12 protein-coding genes are annotated in these 18,763 nt (G+C 33.0%); 8 read left to right on the forward strand and 4 right to left on the reverse strand.

The window, feature by feature from the left end; translation table 11 throughout:
* Positions 1 to 477: 477 nt before the first annotated feature.
* The 3 genes from Q4517_RS01500 to Q4517_RS01510 form a co-directional block, all read right to left on the reverse strand.
* Positions 478 to 2,688 (reverse strand): hypothetical protein, encoded by a 2,211-nt coding sequence (locus tag Q4517_RS01500; protein WP_303505427.1) that lies wholly within the window; start codon positions 2,686 to 2,688, stop codon positions 478 to 480.
* 97 nt (positions 2,689 to 2,785) lie between these two features.
* On the reverse strand, positions 2,786 to 5,569 hold the full coding sequence (locus Q4517_RS01505) for a TonB-dependent receptor (RefSeq protein ID WP_303505430.1): 2,784 nt from the start codon (positions 5,567 to 5,569) through the stop codon (positions 2,786 to 2,788).
* A gap of 135 nt (positions 5,570 to 5,704) precedes the next feature.
* Positions 5,705 to 8,035, reverse strand: coding sequence for a TonB-dependent receptor (locus Q4517_RS01510; RefSeq protein WP_303505432.1), 2,331 nt, complete (start codon positions 8,033 to 8,035; stop codon positions 5,705 to 5,707).
* A gap of 131 nt (positions 8,036 to 8,166) precedes the next feature.
* On the opposite strand from Q4517_RS01510, the gene Q4517_RS01515 reads away from it, so the two are divergent.
* The 8 genes from Q4517_RS01515 to Q4517_RS01550 all read left to right on the forward strand — a co-directional run bounded on the left by Q4517_RS01515 (position 8,167) and on the right by Q4517_RS01550 (position 18,025).
* Positions 8,167 to 8,826 (forward strand): metal-dependent transcriptional regulator, encoded by a 660-nt coding sequence (locus Q4517_RS01515; RefSeq protein WP_303505434.1) that lies wholly within the window; start codon positions 8,167 to 8,169, stop codon positions 8,824 to 8,826.
* Between the two features lie 18 nt (positions 8,827 to 8,844).
* Positions 8,845 to 9,681 (forward strand): ZIP family metal transporter, encoded by an 837-nt coding sequence (locus Q4517_RS01520; RefSeq protein ID WP_303505436.1) that lies wholly within the window; start codon positions 8,845 to 8,847, stop codon positions 9,679 to 9,681.
* A gap of 76 nt (positions 9,682 to 9,757) precedes the next feature.
* Positions 9,758 to 12,883, forward strand: a complete 3,126-nt coding sequence (locus Q4517_RS01525; RefSeq protein ID WP_303505439.1) for an exodeoxyribonuclease V subunit beta — start codon at positions 9,758 to 9,760, stop codon at positions 12,881 to 12,883.
* Between the two features lie 46 nt (positions 12,884 to 12,929).
* Positions 12,930 to 14,123, forward strand: coding sequence for a glycine C-acetyltransferase (kbl, locus tag Q4517_RS01530; protein ID WP_303505441.1), 1,194 nt, complete (start codon positions 12,930 to 12,932; stop codon positions 14,121 to 14,123).
* Positions 14,124 to 14,242: 119 nt separating this feature from the next.
* Positions 14,243 to 15,598: an OmpA family protein gene (locus Q4517_RS01535; RefSeq protein ID WP_303505443.1), complete on the forward strand. Its 1,356-nt coding sequence runs from the start codon at positions 14,243 to 14,245 to the stop codon at positions 15,596 to 15,598.
* Between the two features lie 169 nt (positions 15,599 to 15,767).
* A complete protein-coding gene (gene atpD, locus Q4517_RS01540; protein ID WP_303505445.1) occupies positions 15,768 to 17,279 on the forward strand; it encodes a F0F1 ATP synthase subunit beta in 1,512 nt (503 codons plus the stop codon).
* 71 nt (positions 17,280 to 17,350) lie between these two features.
* Positions 17,351 to 17,644, forward strand: coding sequence for a F0F1 ATP synthase subunit epsilon (locus Q4517_RS01545; RefSeq protein ID WP_115899854.1), 294 nt, complete (start codon positions 17,351 to 17,353; stop codon positions 17,642 to 17,644).
* A 99-nt stretch (positions 17,645 to 17,743) separates the two neighbouring features.
* On the forward strand, positions 17,744 to 18,025 hold the full coding sequence (locus tag Q4517_RS01550; RefSeq protein ID WP_303505525.1) for a twin-arginine translocase TatA/TatE family subunit: 282 nt from the start codon (positions 17,744 to 17,746) through the stop codon (positions 18,023 to 18,025).
* 31 nt (positions 18,026 to 18,056) lie between these two features.
* Here Q4517_RS01550 and Q4517_RS01555 read toward each other — a convergent pair whose 3' ends face one another.
* A complete protein-coding gene (locus Q4517_RS01555; RefSeq protein ID WP_303505452.1) occupies positions 18,057 to 18,698 on the reverse strand; it encodes an O-methyltransferase in 642 nt (213 codons plus the stop codon).
* Positions 18,699 to 18,763: the final 65 nt, after the last annotated feature.

The raw sequence follows: 18,763 nt of genomic DNA on the forward strand, positions 1-18,763 counted from the left end.
AGTAATCTATAAGAGAATTGTTCCACCAATTTTTTAAAGTATAAGAAGAAAATATTAAGTCAACATCATCTTCACGATTCCAATAACTTCTAGCTATCTCATTTGAAGAGTTTACAGCGTCTTTGTAAACAATTAAGTCTATTTGATGATGTCCATGCGTACTATAGCTATAGTTCCCTTTAATTTTAAATTCAAAATCAAATCTTGTGCCAGCAGGAAATGTTAGTCCTTTTGTTTCATTTACCTTAAAGTCTATAACATCTATGGCCTGAGAAAAGCATGAGAAACTTAAAATGAATAATGTAATTAATGTAATTTTTTTTCATAGTTTTTATATTTTATAAATTAATCGCTATAAAAATCAAGATTTTCCCTCGTTTATGAGTTAACCAGAGATTACTAAAAAGTAAATAAACTATAAAACAAAAAAACCGAGCAATTTGCTCGGTTTTCTATAATTTTTAGTTTAAGTTACTGCTATAAACCTTTTGTCCATCCATTTGTCCAGTCAGGAGCATCAGCGCCATTACCAGCACCTGTGGTAGTTCCTTCAGAAATAAATGATTGGTTAGTCCCTGTATAATCTGTTAAAGCAAAGCCAGCGACATTGTTTGCAAACTGAATATTGGTCATTTTTAAGTCACCGTTTTCAATTCTCACACCAGCTTCCGCATCAGTAGATTTTGCTTTTACACCTAAATCAACACCTGATATATAGAGGTTATCAATAGTAAAGTTTCCACCACCTTCTTTGTAATATAAAGCTCCTTCAGTTACGGGTCCCACTACAGTGATGTTTTTTAAAGTAGCTGTAGTTACAGGAGTAGCATTTCCATTATCTCCGTTATTAGAACCTTCAATACCAGCTTTGGCACTCCCAGAGATGTACCAGTACTCACCGGTTCCAGCCCATCCGTCAGCAAAATCAATAGAATCATCTCCTGAGTTAGTAGAAACTAAATATTTACCATTAACTGTACCTCCGAAAAATTCGATTCCGTCATCTCCTCCTTCGAAAGATTGAACATACTCTAAAGTAGTTCCAGAACCTACACCGAATAAAGAAAGTCCGTTAAATTCTTTAGATGAGTTAAAAGATGCTCCTGTATATTCAATTCTTAAATAACGAATAGAACCAGAACTGTCATCAGTTGTGTTTCCACCGTAAGTTAAACCAGCAACTTCTGAAGTTGCAACAGAACCAACATTTGTAGGAGCTTTACCACATATAACTAGTCCTCCCCAGTCTTTTGCAGCTGGAGTAGCTGAATTTGAAGTCATAATTACAGGATTGTTAGCCTCTCCATTGATGAAGATTTGTCCTCCTTGAGCAACAGCTATATAAGAAGAAGTACCTCCAGTAGCCTTAATAACTGTTCCTGCAGGAATTGTTAGCTTACCTCCTTCTTTTACTACAAAAGCACTTGTTAATTGGTATTCTACGTCAGCTTTTAATGAAACGTCACCTGTTACTTCACCAGCTAAGTTTTCTTTAGAAACACCACTATTACTTAGACCTCTTGTCCATCCTGCAGTCCAGTTTGGTGCAGCAGCACCATTACCAGCCCCAGTAGCAATTCCTTGATTTATAAAACTTTGATTAGCACCTGTATAATCAGTCAAAGTAAAACCATCAACATTTTCAGCGAACTGAACATTGGTCATTTTTAAGTCACCATTTTCAATTCTCACACCAGCTTCCGCATCAGTAGATTTTGCTTTTACACCTAAATCAACACCTGATATATAGAGGTTATCAATGGTAAAGTTTCCACCCCCTTCTTTATAATATAAAGCTCCTTCAGTTACAGGACCAGCTACTGTAATGTTTTTTAAAGTAGCGTTAGTTACAGGAGCAGCATCTCCGTTATCTCCATTATTAGATCCTTCGATACCAGCTTTAGCACTTCCAGAGATATACCAATATTCACCAGTTCCAGCCCATCCGTCAGCAAAATCAATAGAATCATCTCCTGAGTTAGTAGAAACTAAATATTTACCATTAACTGTACCTCCGAAAAATTCGATTCCGTCATCTCCACCTTCGAAAGATTGAACATACTCTAAAGTAGTTCCAGAACCTACACCGAATAAAGAAAGTCCGTTAAATTCTTTAGATGAGTTAAAAGTAGCTCCAGTATATTCAATTCTTAAATAACGAATAGAACCAGAGTTGTCATCAGCCATATTTCCACCATAAGTTAAACCAGCAACTTCTGATGTAGCTGTACTACCTACATTTGTAGGAGCATTACCACAGATTACTAAACCTCCCCAGTCTTTTGCTGCTGGGTTAGAAGATCCAGAGGTCATAACTACTGGGTTATCTTTGTTACCATCTATAAAGATTTTTCCTCCTTGAGCTACAGCGATGTATGCAGAAGTACCTCCAGTTGCTTCTATTTTTGTACCAGCGGGAATATTTAAAATACCACCTTTTTTCACTACATAAGAACCAGTTAGTTTATAAGTAACACTAGCATCTAAGGTCACTTCAGTAGATACTTCTCCTGATAAATCTGCAGAGCCGCAAGGTTGACAAGAACCACCACAGTCAACACCTGTTTCATCTCCATTTTGAATTCCATCAGAACAAGAAGAAGTCTGAATTGGGTCATCTTCCCCACAAGATACTACTGTAGATAGCGTAGCAGCCATTATTATAAGGGTAAAAATTTGTTTTCTCATTTTGTTTATAGTTAATTTATTTTAATAACACAAATAAAGAAACTCAACATTAACTAAGTGTTCAGGTAAAATTAATGTTGAGTTATAGGATTGTTAATTAAAAGTTATATGATAACGATAGCTTAAAGTCAACTCCTTTGTTGTAAGATAAAATTGTAACGTCTTGATTATCTTGAAGTCTTTCTACGGAAGGGTTTAGAAGGTTTTTTACTGAAATTCCAAGGCTTAGCTTTTCATTTAGTTTTGATTTTAATATTAAATCAAGTGTACCAAAACCTTTGTCAACTAAGTTCCCTTTTCCTTCAGTACCTAAAGCAAAGATTCTATCAGAGAAGTAGTTGTATACTAATGTTGACTGAAAGTTCATTCCATTATTAAAGCCTTTTTTGAAACTTAAATCAGTATTGATTAATAAGTCAGAAGCACCAGCAAAACCATCTCTTGTCTCACTAAAATCTACACTTGTTCCTGGGTTTTCATTAATAACTTTATCTTTATCTAACTCTTGCTCATGATTCATATATGAAGCATTTAAACCAAAAGTTAATTTATTACTTAAAGCGTTTTCTCCAATTTCCTTGTTAAATAATACTTTTCTTAATTCTAACTCAACCCCATAGGCCATACCCCAATCTCCAGTATTAGCATAACTAATATCATTAGAAGCTGAGTTTATTCTTATTTCGTTAATAGGGTTTTCTATGTACTTACCAAATACTCCGATAGAGATAACTTCTTCTCTTTCAGGGAAGTATTCCCATTTGAAATCAGCATTGTAATTATCTGAAGAATATAAGTTAGGGTTACCAATAGAACTGTTTACAACGCCTTCATAAAGAAATGGAGCTCTTTCTTTAAATTGAGGTAAAGTATATGATTTACTAGCAGCAAATTTTAAGTTATGTTTATCATTAAGAGTATATTTTAATGATGTTGCTGGTAAAATTTGTAATTGATCTAACTCGCTTTGACCCGCGTTAACGGATGTATTGTACTCTAATGATTGATTAATTTGCTCTCCTCTTACACCAAAAACACCTGTAAATGTATCAGAAAATTTATATTCAACCTCTAAATATCCAGCATTAATGTTTTGATTTCCTCCATATGTTTGAGGTAATAAAACATTGGTAGATGTACCTAAACCGCCTCTAAATGTCCTAATAGTGTATAGACCAGCATTAAAATTAGCTTGATTAAAATAACTGTCTAAATTGTAAACATCATCTATAAATGGTTGTGTTGTTCTTTGATTGATGGCAAAGTTAAATTGAGTAGCATCAAAATCTACATTTTTAAACCTTCCGCTGTATCCTAATTTAATTTTAGCCTTGTATATGTCATCACTATTTTTAACGAACTGATATGTAACAGCTGCATTTGCAGCTAACTCCTCTTCCTCTAAATCAGAGTAGAATCTATGGTTATCAGAATCATTACTTATTAAGAAAAAAGATTTAGGACCATTAGGTTCGTCATTTCTGTGTGGTAGAACTGTTGCTTGTCTACGGTCAGGAATGTTATTTTTGTTGAAATTATAAGCAGCTCCCCATTCAGCTTTAAAAGTGTCACTAATTCTATGATTTCCTAGTAATTGATGAACGTATAAAGTGTTTCTCATAAATGTTTGTCTTTGAATTACAGCACCGCCTTCAGGAGCGTTGTCAAAAACATCATAAATACCTTGGTAGTCATCATGTGAATTACTAGAGTTATTTATCATTACTCCATTGTATTTAAACTCATGACCTTTATGTTTTAAACGAATATTCCCCATTAAAGAGGTGTTTGTGTCATAAGAATATGATTCTCTGGTTAAATTTTTTCTAGCCACTCCTGAAACATTAACATCGCCTCTAGCTACTCCTTGTTTATAACTATAAGCATTGTCAAATGATCCAACAGCAAAAAAACTTACTTTTGTATTGTCTGATAGATTATATGAATCTCCTCCTTTAATTGCTATAGAAGAGTTAATAGGGAAGTTTCCTGTTTGCTTATCCCAGCTTGTAGTGAAGTTGTAATTATTTAAAGGGAAAGCAGGATAATATGTTTTGTAGAAACCAAAACTATTTGGCCCGTCAGCTACATAAAATTTGTTTTTTTGAACAGCAACTGAATTTAAAGAAGTACCCAAGTTAATTTCAGCAAATCCTTTTCCTTTATATACCTTAGACGAGATGTTTATATTAGCGCCACCAAAATCCCCATAGTTTTTGGTAGAGTAAGTTTTATCTAGGCCTATGTACTCGACAATATCTGTAGAAAAAATACTTAAATCTATGTTTTTCTTTGAAGGATTGTTAGATGGTAAAGGAAGCCCATTTAACGTTGTTACATTATATCTATCTCCAAGTCCTCTTACAAATACCCCACCAGAGCCTTCTTGTTTAGATACTCCAGTAGTTTTAGTAACAGCTGTGGCAATATCACTGACACCTTTTCTAGAAAGCTCTTGGTTACCTATTTTTGTTTCAATAGTAACAGCTTTCTTTTGTTCTAATAATAAGGCAGTTTCTTTCTCTCTACTAACAGTTGCATTAATTTTTACCTCGTCTAAGGTAACGCCTTCGTTAGCACCTAACTCTTGGTTTACAGTTGTGTTTTCGTTCTCTTTTACAGTAATCTGTTTTTCAATAGTTTGATATCCAATAAAACTAAAAACGATAGTTTGATTTCCAACAGGTACATTTAAAGTGTATTTACCGTCCATCTCTGTAGTTCCTCCTATAGATGTCCCTTTAATAAAAACATTGGCAAAAGGCAATGCTTCTCCATTCATCTCTTTATCAGTAACAACTCCAGATATAGTTCCTTTACCACTTTGAGAAAATGCTAAATTACATAAGCTTAAAAAAGCTATAAATAATATTTTTTTCATTCTAATCTTTGAATTCTGTTTATTTATCATGCAAAATTCAAGTTAAACAGTAAAGCTAATGTTATGTAGGAATTACGTTTGTATTATTTGAATGTTTATTTAATGTTAACTAGTTTTTGATATGTTACTAAAGTATTAATTGTTTGTAAACTTTATACCAATAACAAAGGTTCTTGGTGTAGCTGGACCGTAAATAAAATTGCTGTCACGTTCTTTACCTATATCAAACTTTGATTGATATGCATCAAAAATATTTTTAATTCCAGTAGTAAGCTCTAGGTTAGTGCTTAGTTTTTCTAAATTAAAATTATAACTAGTGTTAATTCCTAAGTTAAAAAAAGAAGGAGAGGTAAAGTACTCATCTGCTGTTAGATTTTGTGGAGAAGCTAAATGCAATACTTCCATATTTCCTGTATACACTAAATTTAAAGCTGTTTTAAATTTTTGGTTTGGAGTATAAGTCGCAGTAGCATACCCATAGGTGTTAGGTGTACGTAAAAACTCTTTTTTTAAAGATAGTTCGTCTGAATTGTTAACGGCTGAGTTATACTTGCTTGACTGATAGGTAAAGCCCGCATCTAGTTGCAAGATACCATCATAATTTAATCGTGTTTCTAAAGTGATTCCTTTTACTACGGCACCATCACCATTTCTTTTTTCAAAAACTTCACCAAAAGCATCTTCTCCAATAGATTCTAAATAAAAAGCATCTTTTAAATTTGTGTAAAAACTCTCAAAGGTGAACCCGTAAATATAATGTTCGGTAGGTTTGTCGTAATTAAAGGATAAAGTATAACTATTAGAACGTTCTCTTTTTAAATCATCTGCTAACAATACTCGAGAAATTCCACCACCAGCAAAAGCTATGTGTAGATCGGTGTCAAAAGCTTGTGGAGCTCTAAAACCAGTTCCCCATGTTCCTCTAATTTGTGTGTTTTCAAAAGGTTTAAATAATAAAGATACTCTTGGGCTAGCTACATTGTTAACAATGGTTTTTTGAGTTCCGTCTTGTTTTAAAGCATTCAATTTATGATTGTCGTAACGAACACCCGTTAGTAGATTTAACTGTTTGTTTATTTCCCAATCACTTTGAAAAAAGAACCCGAAGTTTTGAGTTAATTGATCTACCTTGTATTCGTATGCTTCAATAACATCAAAAACATCGTCTTGTACAAATTCACCACCTAAAGTAAATACATTATTTCCTCCTAAAAACTCCTCTAATTGGTGGTTGAATTGTAAGCCACCTTGAAAAGTAGTTGTAGTTGAGTTTCCATACGGAGGTTTTGCTAAATGATCTGTGTCCTGAGGAGTGCCAACATCTGGACGAATTCCTGTATAATGTTCTCTATCGGTATATTGTGTAGCAAAATAAGAAATAATTGAACTCTTATCATCGTTAAAATTAATTTGGTAATCAATATTTCCTACATAAACATCGTGTACACGTTCTTCTGATTGTAGCGCAAAATGAGGAGCTTTATCTACCATTTCACCACCATAACGATATTCATTCATTTTACTAAAGTTAACCTCTATTTTTTGATTATCTGTTGGAAGGAAAAACAAATTAGTTCCAAATGAGTTATTTTTTAACTCAGGTAGCTCAGAAAAATTATCACCATTAGCATCATACAGTTCTCTTTTTCTGTTATTGATAAAAAATGAAGCACCAGCATTTCTGTCTTCATTTATAACAGTAGCATTTCCGGAAATAATATGATCTGAAGCACCTTTGATATTCTGATAGGTGTAACCTATACTGTAATTGTTTTTCTTTGGGATTTTGGTAATTACATTCACCGTACCACCAATAGCACTAGAGCCATATAAGGCAGAACCACCACCACGTACTACCTCAATGCGTTCAATCATGTTGGTAGGTACTTGTTCTAATCCGTACAATCCAGTTAACGGGCTAAAAATAGGACGACCATTAATCAAAATCTGAGAGTATCCGCCAGCTAAACCATTCATTCGGAGTTGTGTATAATTACAAGTTTGACAATCGGTTTCTACACGTAAACCAGTTTGAAACTTTAATCCTTCCGATAAGTTACATGCTTGTACATCTGCCAAGGTTTGACTGTTGATAACATTTACAATAACAGGGCTATTGGTTCTACGTTTATCGGTACGAGTACCTGTAACAGTAACTTGATCTAAAATTTCAGCAGTTTCTGTTAATGTAAAATTGACTGTTTTTTCTTCTGAAGGATTTAGAGTGAAGGTTTTTCTTTCTGACAAAAAACCAATACTAGATGCAACTAAGACAAATTTGTTTTTTGTTGTCTCTAATCTATAGTTACCTAATTCATCTGTGGTAGTTCCGTCTTCTGTTCCTTTTATAAATACATTAGCAAACGGTATGGTTTCTCCTGTGGAAGAAGTAATTTTTCCTTTAATCGTTTGTCCATTTACAATGCTTGATACTAATATTAAAGCTAAGGCAATGTGATTTTTCATGTTGAAAATAGTTTCCTGTTAAACAGTTTTAAAATAAAAATTTATGCAAATATAAATTAATTTTTAGTCTAGACTAAAAATATGTTTAATTAAATCAAAAACTATATATTTGCATACCTAAAAAAATAGAGATGTTTAGTCAGTCTGAAGAAAACTATATAAAAACAATGTATCATTTGGCTGCTGATTATAAAAAAGGAATCAGTACGAATGCAATTGCAAAAAAACTAGATACAAAAGCATCTTCGGTAACAGATATGGTTAAAAAACTATCAGAAAAAAATGTGGTTAGTTATAAAAAGTATCAAGGAGTAACGTTAACCGATTTTGGAAAAAAAATAGCTGCAAATATTGTTCGTAAACATCGATTATGGGAAGTTTTCTTAGTAGATAAATTAAATTTTTCTTGGGATGAAGTGCACGAAGTTGCAGAGCAGCTAGAACATATTAAATCTCCCAAATTAATTAATGAACTAGATGCTTTTTTAGATTATCCAAAAAGAGATCCGCATGGAGACCCTATTCCAGATAAAGAAGGAAACTTGCAAATAATAGAAAAAAGTTTGTTATCCACTTTTAAAAAAGAAGAAATAGGAGTTTGTGTAGGGGTAGACGACAGCTCTTCAGAATTTTTACGTTTTTTAGATAAACAAGGAATCGCTTTAGGAAAACAAATAAAAATTATAGAAAAAGAACCTTTTGATGGTTCTTTAATAATAGAGATGGAAGGTAAAATACTTTCTGTGTCCAATAAAATAGCAAGTAATTTATATCTGCAAAAATCACATTAAAAAATTATATAAAAACATATGAATACATTTGATCAATTAGTAGCTTTTGGAAAAGAGCATCCAATTCAAGCAGCTTTATATGCATCCCTTTTTACATGGGGTTTGACCGCTTTAGGAGCAAGTTTAGTGTTCTTTTTCAAAAAAATGAACCGAGCTGTTTTAGATGGAATGCTAGGTTTTACAGGAGGAGTAATGGTAGCAGCAAGTTTTTGGAGTTTGCTGGCACCGGCAATAGATAACAGCCCAGGAGAAGGGTTTGTAAAGGTGTTTCCTTCAGCAATAGGTTTTGCTTTGGGGGCTTTAGCGTTGTTTGGTATGGATAAAATATTACCGCACTTACATATTAATTTTAAAGAGCATGAAGTTGAAGGTGTAAAAACAAGTTGGCACAAAACAACCTTATTAGTGTTGGCAATTACTTTACATAATATCCCAGAAGGTTTAGCAGTTGGAGTGTTGTTTGGAGCGGCTTCTACAATGGTAGGAGTAGAGCAAACCGAAATGATTATCGCTGCTATTTCATTAGCTATTGGTATTGGAATTCAAAATTTCCCAGAAGGATTTGCAGTTGCAATGCCTTTAAGAAGACAAGGAGTGGGGCGTTTTAAAAGTTTTTGGTACGGACAATTGTCAGCTATTGTGGAGCCTATGGCAGCTGTTTTAGGAGCTGTAGCAGTATCTTTTTTTACACCGATTTTACCTTACGCATTAGCGTTTGCAGCAGGAGCAATGATTTTTGTAGTAGTTGAAGAAGTAATTCCAGAAACACAACGAGATAAATATACTGATATCGCAACTCTAGGCTTCATTGGAGGGTTTATTGTAATGATGTCGTTGGATGTTGGTTTAGGATAGGAACTAAATAAGAATAAACTTAAAAAAGCTAAACAAATCCTGTTTAGCTTTTTGTATTTTGCATAAAATTTAACTAGTGCATAAACCATCCATTTTTCAAGTATACAATGCTTCTGCGGGAAGTGGTAAAACATTTACTCTGGTAAAGGAGTATCTGAAAGTTTTATTACAATCCGAAGATATTTTTCGCTTTCAAAAAATATTGGCAATTACATTTACCAATAAAGCTGCCGGAGAAATGAAAGAGCGTGTATTGGATAATTTACAAGCTTTTGCAGAAGGAGAAACAAACGATTTACTAGAGATTATTTTAGAAGAAACATTGCTTGATAGAACTGTTGTAAAAGATCGAAGTAAAAAAATACTGGATGAAATTCTTCGGAATTATTCTGCTTTTTCAATTACTACTATTGATAGTTTTACCCATAAAATTATTAAGAGTTTTGCTTATGATTTAGGACTACCACTTAATTTTGAAGTGGAAATGGATGCAGTTTCTTTGTTAAACGAAGCTGTAGATGTATTGATTTCTAAAATAGGAAGTGATGAAGCGTTAACTAAATTACTGATTGATTTTTCTTTAGATAAAGCTGATGATGATAAGTCATGGGATATTTCTCGTGAACTCAATGAATTTGCTAAAATTTTGCTGAATGAAGATGATACAAAACACTTTAAAAAACTAGCAGATAAGAAATTAAACGATTTTACTTCACTTAAAAATAAGTTACAAAAGCATCAAAAGCAAATTGTTGGTCGCTTTAAAGAGTTAGGAGAAGAAGGTTTACAGGTAATTGAAGCAGTACAGTTAGATCATAAAGATTTTTACCGATCGATGTTGCCAAATCATTTTGTAGCGTTGGCCCAAAACCCAGAAAAAGCAAAGTTTTTTGATCAAAGTAAATTAAGAGAACGAATTGAAGAGAGTAATTTTTATTCTAAGTCAAAATCAGAAGGTATAAAAGCAGCGATTGAAGGAGTTTTACCAGATTTGTTGAGATTGTATACAGAATCAGAACAGTTATATCAACAGTTTTCAATGAACAAATTAGCATTGAAAAGTATTATTCCGTTAGCAGTTTTAAATAATATCAATCAAGAATTATCGCACTTAAAAGAAGAAAATAATTTACGGTTGAATGCTGAGTTTAATCAGTTAATTTCTGATAATATTAAAGACCAACCAGCACCTTTTATTTACGAGCGAATTGGGCAGCGGTTTATGCATTATTTTATTGATGAAATGCAAGATACATCAACCTTGCAGTGGCAAAACCTAATTCCATTAATAGATAATGCGTTAGCACAAGAAAATAGCAATCTATTATTGGTAGGTGATGGGAAACAAGCAATTTATCGTTGGCGTGGAGGGAAGTCAGAACAATTTATAGGATTAGGATCAGCAAAAGATAATCCGTTTCAAATTACGAAGGAAATAAAAACTTTAGAAACCAATTTTAGGAGTTATGCTGAGGTAATTAATTTTAATAATCAGTTTTTTCAACATACAGCAAACTTTCTTCAAAACGAATCGTATAAACAATTGTTTGTTGAAGGGAATAAACAATTAACAACCACTAAAAAAGGAGGTTTTGTATCACTCTCTTTTCTAGAAAAAGAAGCAAATAAAGAGGAAGAAAAAAATAAATATCCGAAGAAAATTTTAGAGCTTGTTAAAGAATTAGAAACTGATTTTTCTTTGAATGAGATTTGTATTTTAGTTCGTAAAAAGAAAGATGGAATTGCAGTAGCAAATTACTTGTCTGAAAACGGAATTGATATAGTTTCCTCGGAAACATTACTATTGGAAAATAGTTCAAAGGTTAATTTCATAGCAAACGTTTTACAAGTAATTCAACATCCAAAAGATAAAGAAATCTGTTTAGAAGTTCTTTATTTTTTACATAATCACTTAAAAGTTGTAGAGGATAAACACTCGTTTATAGCTAAGTTGATTCATCAACCAAACGAAAAACTTTTTCAAGAATTAAAAAGCTACGGAACGTCTTTTGATTTATCTACATTTCATCAGTTACCTTTTTACGAGAAAATAGAGGAAATTATACGTGGATTTCAATTAATTACTTCTTCAGATGCTTATGTGCAGTTCTTTTTAGATGTAGTTTTAGAACAACAACGAAAAGGAACAAGTATTCAAGAGTTTTTAGATTTCTGGTCAGAAAAAAAAGACAAACTAAGTATTGTAGCTCCTGAAAGCGGAAATGCGGTACAAGTCATGACAATTCACAAGTCAAAAGGGCTAGAATTTCCTGTGGTTATTTTTCCATATGATTTAGATGTGTATCGACAAGTGAATCCGAAAGTTTGGTTAAATGAATTACCAGAAAACTATGATGGCTTCAAAGAGTTATTGGTTCCATTCAATAAAGACTTGAATTATGTAAACGATAGAGGTTTGGGAATTTATCAACAACAAAGAGAAGAGTTAGAGTTAGATAATTTTAACCTACTATATGTTGCACTTACCAGAGCTGTTGAACAATTATATATAGTAACAGAAAAGAAGATTTCGTCTAAAGGAGAGGAAAATACCAATTTCTATTCAGGAGTATTTATAAATTATTTAAAAAAAATAGATGAATGGAATGATGAGGTTTTAGAATATTCCTTTGGAAATAAAGAAAGAGTAAGTGTTCGAGAAGAAAAAATATCACAAGTCCAAATACAACAAGGTTTTATATCTACACCTTGGAAAGAACATAATATACATATGTTAGCAAGTGCATCAAAATTGTGGGATACTGAGCAAGGAAAGGCTATTGAGTTTGGTAATTTGATTCATGAAATGATGGCAGAAATTATTACTAACGATGATGTGGAAAAGGTTGTTTATCGTTATGAGCAACAAGGAGTGTTGCCGCAAGAAAAATCATCCGAAGTAATAAAAGATATGCAGCGAATTGTAAATCATTCAGAGTTAAGAGAATACTTTTCTAAAGAAGTAACAGTGTTTAATGAAAGAGAAATTGTAGACGTTGATAATCAAATTATAATTCCAGACCGGTTGATTTTTAATCAAAAAAATGAAGTAGTGATTGTTGATTACAAAACAGGAAAGCCATCCAAAGCATACCATCAACAGCTGTTAAAATATGAACGAGTATTAAAGTCAATAAACATTGAAGTGTTAAAAAAAATACTAGTATATATTGACGAAGAAATTTTGGTTGAAGAAGTTTAACAACTAACTTTGGGCTTTTATAGCAAACAACTTTCAAACATAAATTATGTACGGAAAAATTAAAGAACAATTAGAACAAGAAATTCAGGATATAAAAGATGCTGGATTGTATAAATCAGAACGTATTATTACTTCGTCACAAGATGCAGTTATTAAAATATCTACAGGAGAAGAGGTGATTAACTTTTGTGCCAATAATTATTTAGGATTGTCAAATCATCCAGAAGTAATTCAAGCAGCAAAAGACACCATGGATACGCATGGTTTTGGAATGTCATCTGTACGATTTATCTGTGGGACACAAGATATTCATAAACAATTAGAGCAAAAGATAGCTGATTTTTATACAACAGAAGATACCATATTATATGCAGCAGCTTTTGATGCAAATGGAGGGGTTTTTGAACCTTTATTAACCAAAGAAGATGCTATTATTTCTGATAGTTTAAACCACGCATCTATTATTGATGGAGTTCGTTTGTGTAAAGCAGCACGTTACCGATATAATAATAATGACATGACTTCTTTAGAAGAGCAATTAATTGAGGCGAATAAACAAGGTCACCGATTTAAAATTATCGTAACAGATGGAGTGTTTTCTATGGATGGAATCGTAGCGAAACTAGATGAGATATGTGACTTAGCTGATAAATACGATGCTATGGTAATGGTTGATGAATGTCATGCCGCTGGATTTATTGGTAAAACAGGAAGAGGAACGGTAGAGCTTAAAAATGTAATGGATCGTGTTGATATTGTTACAGGGACCTTAGGTAAAGCTCTTGGAGGAGCTATGGGGGGATATACTACAGGAAAAAAAGAAATTATAGAGATTTTACGCCAACGTTCACGTCCATATTTATTCTCAAACTCATTAGCTCCAGCAATTGTAGGTGCTTCATTAAAAGTATTTGATTTATTATCAAATGATACAACATTACGTGATAAATTAGAATGGAATACAAATTATTTCCGTACTGAAATGGAAAAGGCAGGTTTTGATTTAGTTGGAGCTGATGCAGCAATAGTACCTGTGATGCTGTACGATGCAAAACTATCTCAAGACATGGCAAATAAATTGTTAGAAGAAGGCATTTATGTAATAGGTTTTTTCTACCCAGTTGTACCGAAAGAGCAAGCAAGAATTCGAGTGCAGTTATCTGCAGCTCATGAAAAAGAACATTTAGACAGAGCAATAAAAGCTTTTAGTAAGGTTGGGAAAGAGCTAAAAGTGATATAAATATCTTGTGCAAAAACTTGCATTTATTGTAAGTTTTTGTAGATTTGTTTTTGTAAATAAGTTTGAACAACTTACATTTGCGTAATATATAAACGAACTTTTAATTTAAATTTTTAATAATGAAACAATTAAAATTAGCTGTGATGGCTTTATTTGCGTTTGCCGCAATAAACGTTAGCGCACAGGATTCAGACAACCCTTGGGCGGTTGGTTTCGGGGTTAACGCAGTAGACGTTAGGATCCCTACGGAATTTGGAGATTATGCTAAAGATTACATCGGTACTAGTGACTGGAATATCTTACCATCAATTTCAAGAGTAACTGTAGATAGATACTTAAATGATGGTTTTACATTACAATTAGCAGGATCGTTAAATAAAATCGAAACTTTCCGTGAAGAAGATGATATGGATGAGCTTTACTGGGCTATCGATGCTAACGTAAAGTATGACTTAAACAACTTATTTGGTCAAACAGGATGGTTTGATCCTTATGTATATGTTGGTGGAGGTTATACATCTTTAGCTGACGAAGGAGAAGGGATGTTAAATGCTGGTTTAGGATTTAATACTTGGTTTAACGATAATTTAGGGTTAAACTTCCAATCTGGAGGAAAGAAAGAATTTGCTGATAAAGTTCAAGATCATTTCCAACACTCAATTGGTTTAGTATTTAAATTTGGAGGAAAGGATACTGACGGAGACGGAGTATATGACAAAGATGATGCATGTCCAGAAGTTGCTGGATTAAAAGAATTCAACGGATGTCCTGATACTGACGGAGACGGAATCAAAGATTCTGACGATGCATGTCCAGAAGTTGCTGGTTTAGCTGCTTTAAATGGTTGTCCTGATGCTGATGGTGATGGTATTGCTGATAAAGATGATGCTTGTCCAACTGAAAAAGGAACTAAAGCTAATAACGGTTGTCCTGATGCTGATGGAGATGGTGTTGTAGACGGAAAAGATAAGTGTCCTAACACTGCTGGTCCAGCTGCTAACAACGGATGTCCTTGGCCAGATACTGACGGAGACGGAGTATTAGATAAAGACGACAAATGTCCTAAAGAAGCAGGTGTAGCATCTAACAACGGGTGTCCTGAGGTAGTAATTAAGGAAGAAGCTGTTAAGAAATTAAACGAGTTCGCAAGAGCTATCTACTTTAACTCAGGAAAAACCACTTTTAGAAAAGGAGTTACTGGTAAATTAGAATTAATCGCTGGAATTATGAAAGAATACCCTAAAGCTAACTTTAGCATCCAAGGGCATACAGATAGTTCAGGATCAAATAAACTAAACCAAAGATTATCTGAAAGAAGAGCAAAAGCTGTTCTAGATTACTTAATCACTAAAGGTGGAATTGATTCAAAAAGATTAACTTCTGCTGGGTTTGGTGAAGACTACCCAATTGCTGATAACAAAACAAGAGCTGGTAGAGCTGAAAACAGACGTGTTGAGATTAAATTAGTAAAGTAATTTAACTACAATCATAATATCAATAAAGGCCTCACATTTGTGAGGCTTTTTTTTATAGAAAAATACTCCGAAAGGTTTTTTAAATTCCACTAAAAAAATTACCTTTGCACCTTGAAAAAATGAGTTAAAACTCATATAGTAAATAAAATAACTTTAATTACATATAGTAATGTCTACAATAACAGGTAAAGTTTCTCAAATTATTGGTCCAGTAATCGATGTTGAGTTTAATACAGGAAGTGCTGAATTACCAAAGATCTATGACTCGTTAGAAATTAAAAAAGCTGATGGTTCTATCTTAGTTTTAGAAGTTCAACAGCATATAGGTGAAAATACGGTACGTACAATATCTATGGATGCAACTGATGGATTAAGTAGAGGTACAGAAGTAATCGCTACAGGAAACCCAATTCAAATGCCAATAGGGAACGATATTTACGGTCGCTTATTTAATGTAACAGGTGAGGCAATTGATGGATTAGGAGATTTACCTAAAGTAGGTAAGGATGGTTTACCAATTCACCGTCAAGCACCGAAATTTGAAGATTTATCAACTTCTACCGAAGTGTTATTTACTGGAATTAAAGTAATTGATTTAATTGAGCCTTATGCAAAAGGAGGTAAAATTGGATTATTTGGAGGAGCAGGAGTAGGAAAAACAGTATTAATTCAGGAGTTAATTAACAACATTGCAAAAGGACACGGAGGTTTATCAGTATTTGCAGGAGTTGGAGAAAGAACTCGTGAAGGAAACGATTTATTGCGTGAGATGTTAGAGTCTGGAATTATCAAGTATGGTGATGATTTCATGCACTCTATGGAAGAAGGAGGATGGGATTTATCAAAAGTTGATAAGCCAGGAATGAGAGATTCAAAGGCAACTTTCGTATTCGGTCAGATGAATGAGCCACCTGGAGCACGTGCTCGTGTAGCTTTATCAGGATTAACAATTGCTGAGTATTTCCGTGATGGAGCAGGTGAAGCGCAGGGAAAAGACGTATTATTCTTTGTTGATAATATTTTCCGTTTTACACAAGCAGGTTCTGAGGTGTCAGCATTATTAGGTCGTATGCCATCGGCGGTAGGTTACCAACCAACATTAGCAACTGAAATGGGAGCTATGCAGGAGCGTATTACTTCTACTAAAAAAGGATCTATTACATCTGTACAAGCGGTTTACGTACCTGCAGATGATTTAACTGACCCTGCACCAGCAACAACGTTTGCTCACTTAGATGCAACTACTGTATTATCTCGTAAAATTGCAGAGTTAGGTATTTACCCAGCGGTAGATCCATTAGATTCTACTTCAAGAATTTTAACTGCTGATATTTTAGGAGATGAACACTATAACTGTGCACAAAGAGTAAAAGAAATTTTACAACGTTATAAAGAATTACAAGATATTATTGCAATTTTAGGTATGGAAGAATTATCTGAAGAAGATAAATTAGTAGTTCATAGAGCACGTCGTGTACAACGTTTCTTATCTCAACCATTCCACGTAGCTGAGCAGTTTACTGGTTTAAAAGGAGTGTTAGTAGATATTAAAGATACGATTAAAGGATTTAATATGATTATGGATGGTGAGTTAGATAAATACCCTGAAGCAGCATTTAACTTAAAAGGGTCAATTCAAGAAGCAATTGATGCTGGAGAGAAAATGTTAGTTGAAGCATAAACCCAGTAATAATATCTGAGAATTTAGAGGTGAGTACTTCTAAAAAACTCAATACTCAATACTATAAAACTATGTTTTTAGAAATCGTAACACCAGAAGCTATTTTATTCTCATCAGAAGTTGATTCTGTAGTAGTGCCAGGTGTGAATGGAGAATTCCAAATTTTAAATAATCACGCACCAGTGGTATCTATTTTAAATGAAGGAAAAGTAAAAGTACACGTACACACACAAGATCATTTAGTTTTTGATGATTTACATGGAAGCATTGAAAGGTTACCAGAAGATGATAAAGTTTTAACTTTAAAAATTAAATCTGGAACTATAGAAATGAAAGACAATAAAACAATTATTCTTGCAGATTAAGACGTTTTAAATTATAAAAATTAAGAGCCAAGCAAATATTGTTTGGCTTTTTTTTATTCAGTAAAGAATACCAGATTGAATTTAATTATCTTTGCAGTGATGAATGGAATATTTTTATTTATTGGAGGACCCGAGATTTTTGTAATCTTGTTAATTGTAGTCATGTTATTTGGAGCAGATAAGATTCCAGAAATAGCAAGAGGGCTAGGAAAAGGTATACGTCAAATTAAAGACGCTACTAATGATATTAAAAAAGAGATTAATGATAGTGCAAAAAATCAAGGTATAGACACAGACTTTGTAAGAGATATTAATAAAGAGGTAAACGAAGTAAAAGACAATATTGACGATTTTACTGGGCCTATAAAAAGAAGTCGTTAAATTAGGTAGTATCTCATAAACTGTGTAAGTTTTAAATAACTCTACTAATAGTTAATCCGTCCCTTATAGGTAGTAATACGGTTTCTAAGCGACTATCTTCATTTAAAAGTCTATTGTATTCTAAAAGTATTTTAGTGTCAATATCTTTAGAGTCTAGCTCTTCAACGACTTTTCCACTCCATAAGACATTATCAGATAAAATAACGCCACCTTTATTCATTTTTTCAATGATTAAATGGAAGTAATTTACATAATTAGACTTGTCAGCGTCTATAAATACTAAATCGAATTTAGAATCAATAGTAGAAATAATATCTAAAGCATTACCAATGTATTGCGCTATTTGGTTCTTATATTCAGACTTTTGAAAATACTTGTATTGAAGTTCTTCTAACTCTTCATTTTTATCGACAGTATAAAGCATTCCTTCTTTTGATAACCCTTCAGCTAAACATAAAGCAGAATAGCCTGTATAAGTACCAATTTCTAAAATTGATTTAGGTTGAATTAATTTTGAAATCATAGATAAAACTCTTCCTTGAAAAGCTCCGCTTAACATGCGAGGGTTTAATACTTTTTGCCAAGTCTCTCTACTTAGTTCTTGTAGTATTTTGGGTTCAGCTTGAGAGTGTTTAACAACATAATTATCTAATTCTTCAGGTAAAAAGTGCATATAAGTCGTTTTTAGTGTGCAAAATTAAAAAAACGGAATTTATCACTATAATAAATTCCGTTTCA

This window comes from Tenacibaculum sp. 1_MG-2023 (genome assembly GCF_030547425.1).
Lineage (GTDB): Bacteria > Bacteroidota > Bacteroidia > Flavobacteriales > Flavobacteriaceae > Polaribacter.

What these genes read in the sequence shown, in the direction of transcription:
- Q4517_RS01555 (WP_303505452.1), bottom strand. Translation starts at nt 18,698, where the DNA reads ATGCACTTTTTACCTGAAGAATTAGATAATTATGTTGTTAAACACTCT.
- kbl (WP_303505441.1), top strand. Translation starts at nt 12,930, where the DNA reads ATGTACGGAAAAATTAAAGAACAATTAGAACAAGAAATTCAGGATATA.
- Q4517_RS01505 (WP_303505430.1), bottom strand. Translation starts at nt 5,569, where the DNA reads ATGAAAAAAATATTATTTATAGCTTTTTTAAGCTTATGTAATTTAGCA.
- Q4517_RS01520 (WP_303505436.1), top strand. Translation starts at nt 8,845, where the DNA reads ATGAATACATTTGATCAATTAGTAGCTTTTGGAAAAGAGCATCCAATT.
- Q4517_RS01510 (WP_303505432.1), bottom strand. Translation starts at nt 8,035, where the DNA reads ATGAAAAATCACATTGCCTTAGCTTTAATATTAGTATCAAGCATTGTA.
- Q4517_RS01545 (WP_115899854.1), top strand. Translation starts at nt 17,351, where the DNA reads ATGTTTTTAGAAATCGTAACACCAGAAGCTATTTTATTCTCATCAGAA.
- Q4517_RS01500 (WP_303505427.1), bottom strand. Translation starts at nt 2,688, where the DNA reads ATGAGAAAACAAATTTTTACCCTTATAATAATGGCTGCTACGCTATCT.
- Q4517_RS01535 (WP_303505443.1), top strand. Translation starts at nt 14,243, where the DNA reads ATGAAACAATTAAAATTAGCTGTGATGGCTTTATTTGCGTTTGCCGCA.
- Q4517_RS01515 (WP_303505434.1), top strand. Translation starts at nt 8,167, where the DNA reads ATGTTTAGTCAGTCTGAAGAAAACTATATAAAAACAATGTATCATTTG.
- atpD (WP_303505445.1), top strand. Translation starts at nt 15,768, where the DNA reads ATGTCTACAATAACAGGTAAAGTTTCTCAAATTATTGGTCCAGTAATC.
- Q4517_RS01550 (WP_303505525.1), top strand. Translation starts at nt 17,744, where the DNA reads ATGAATGGAATATTTTTATTTATTGGAGGACCCGAGATTTTTGTAATC.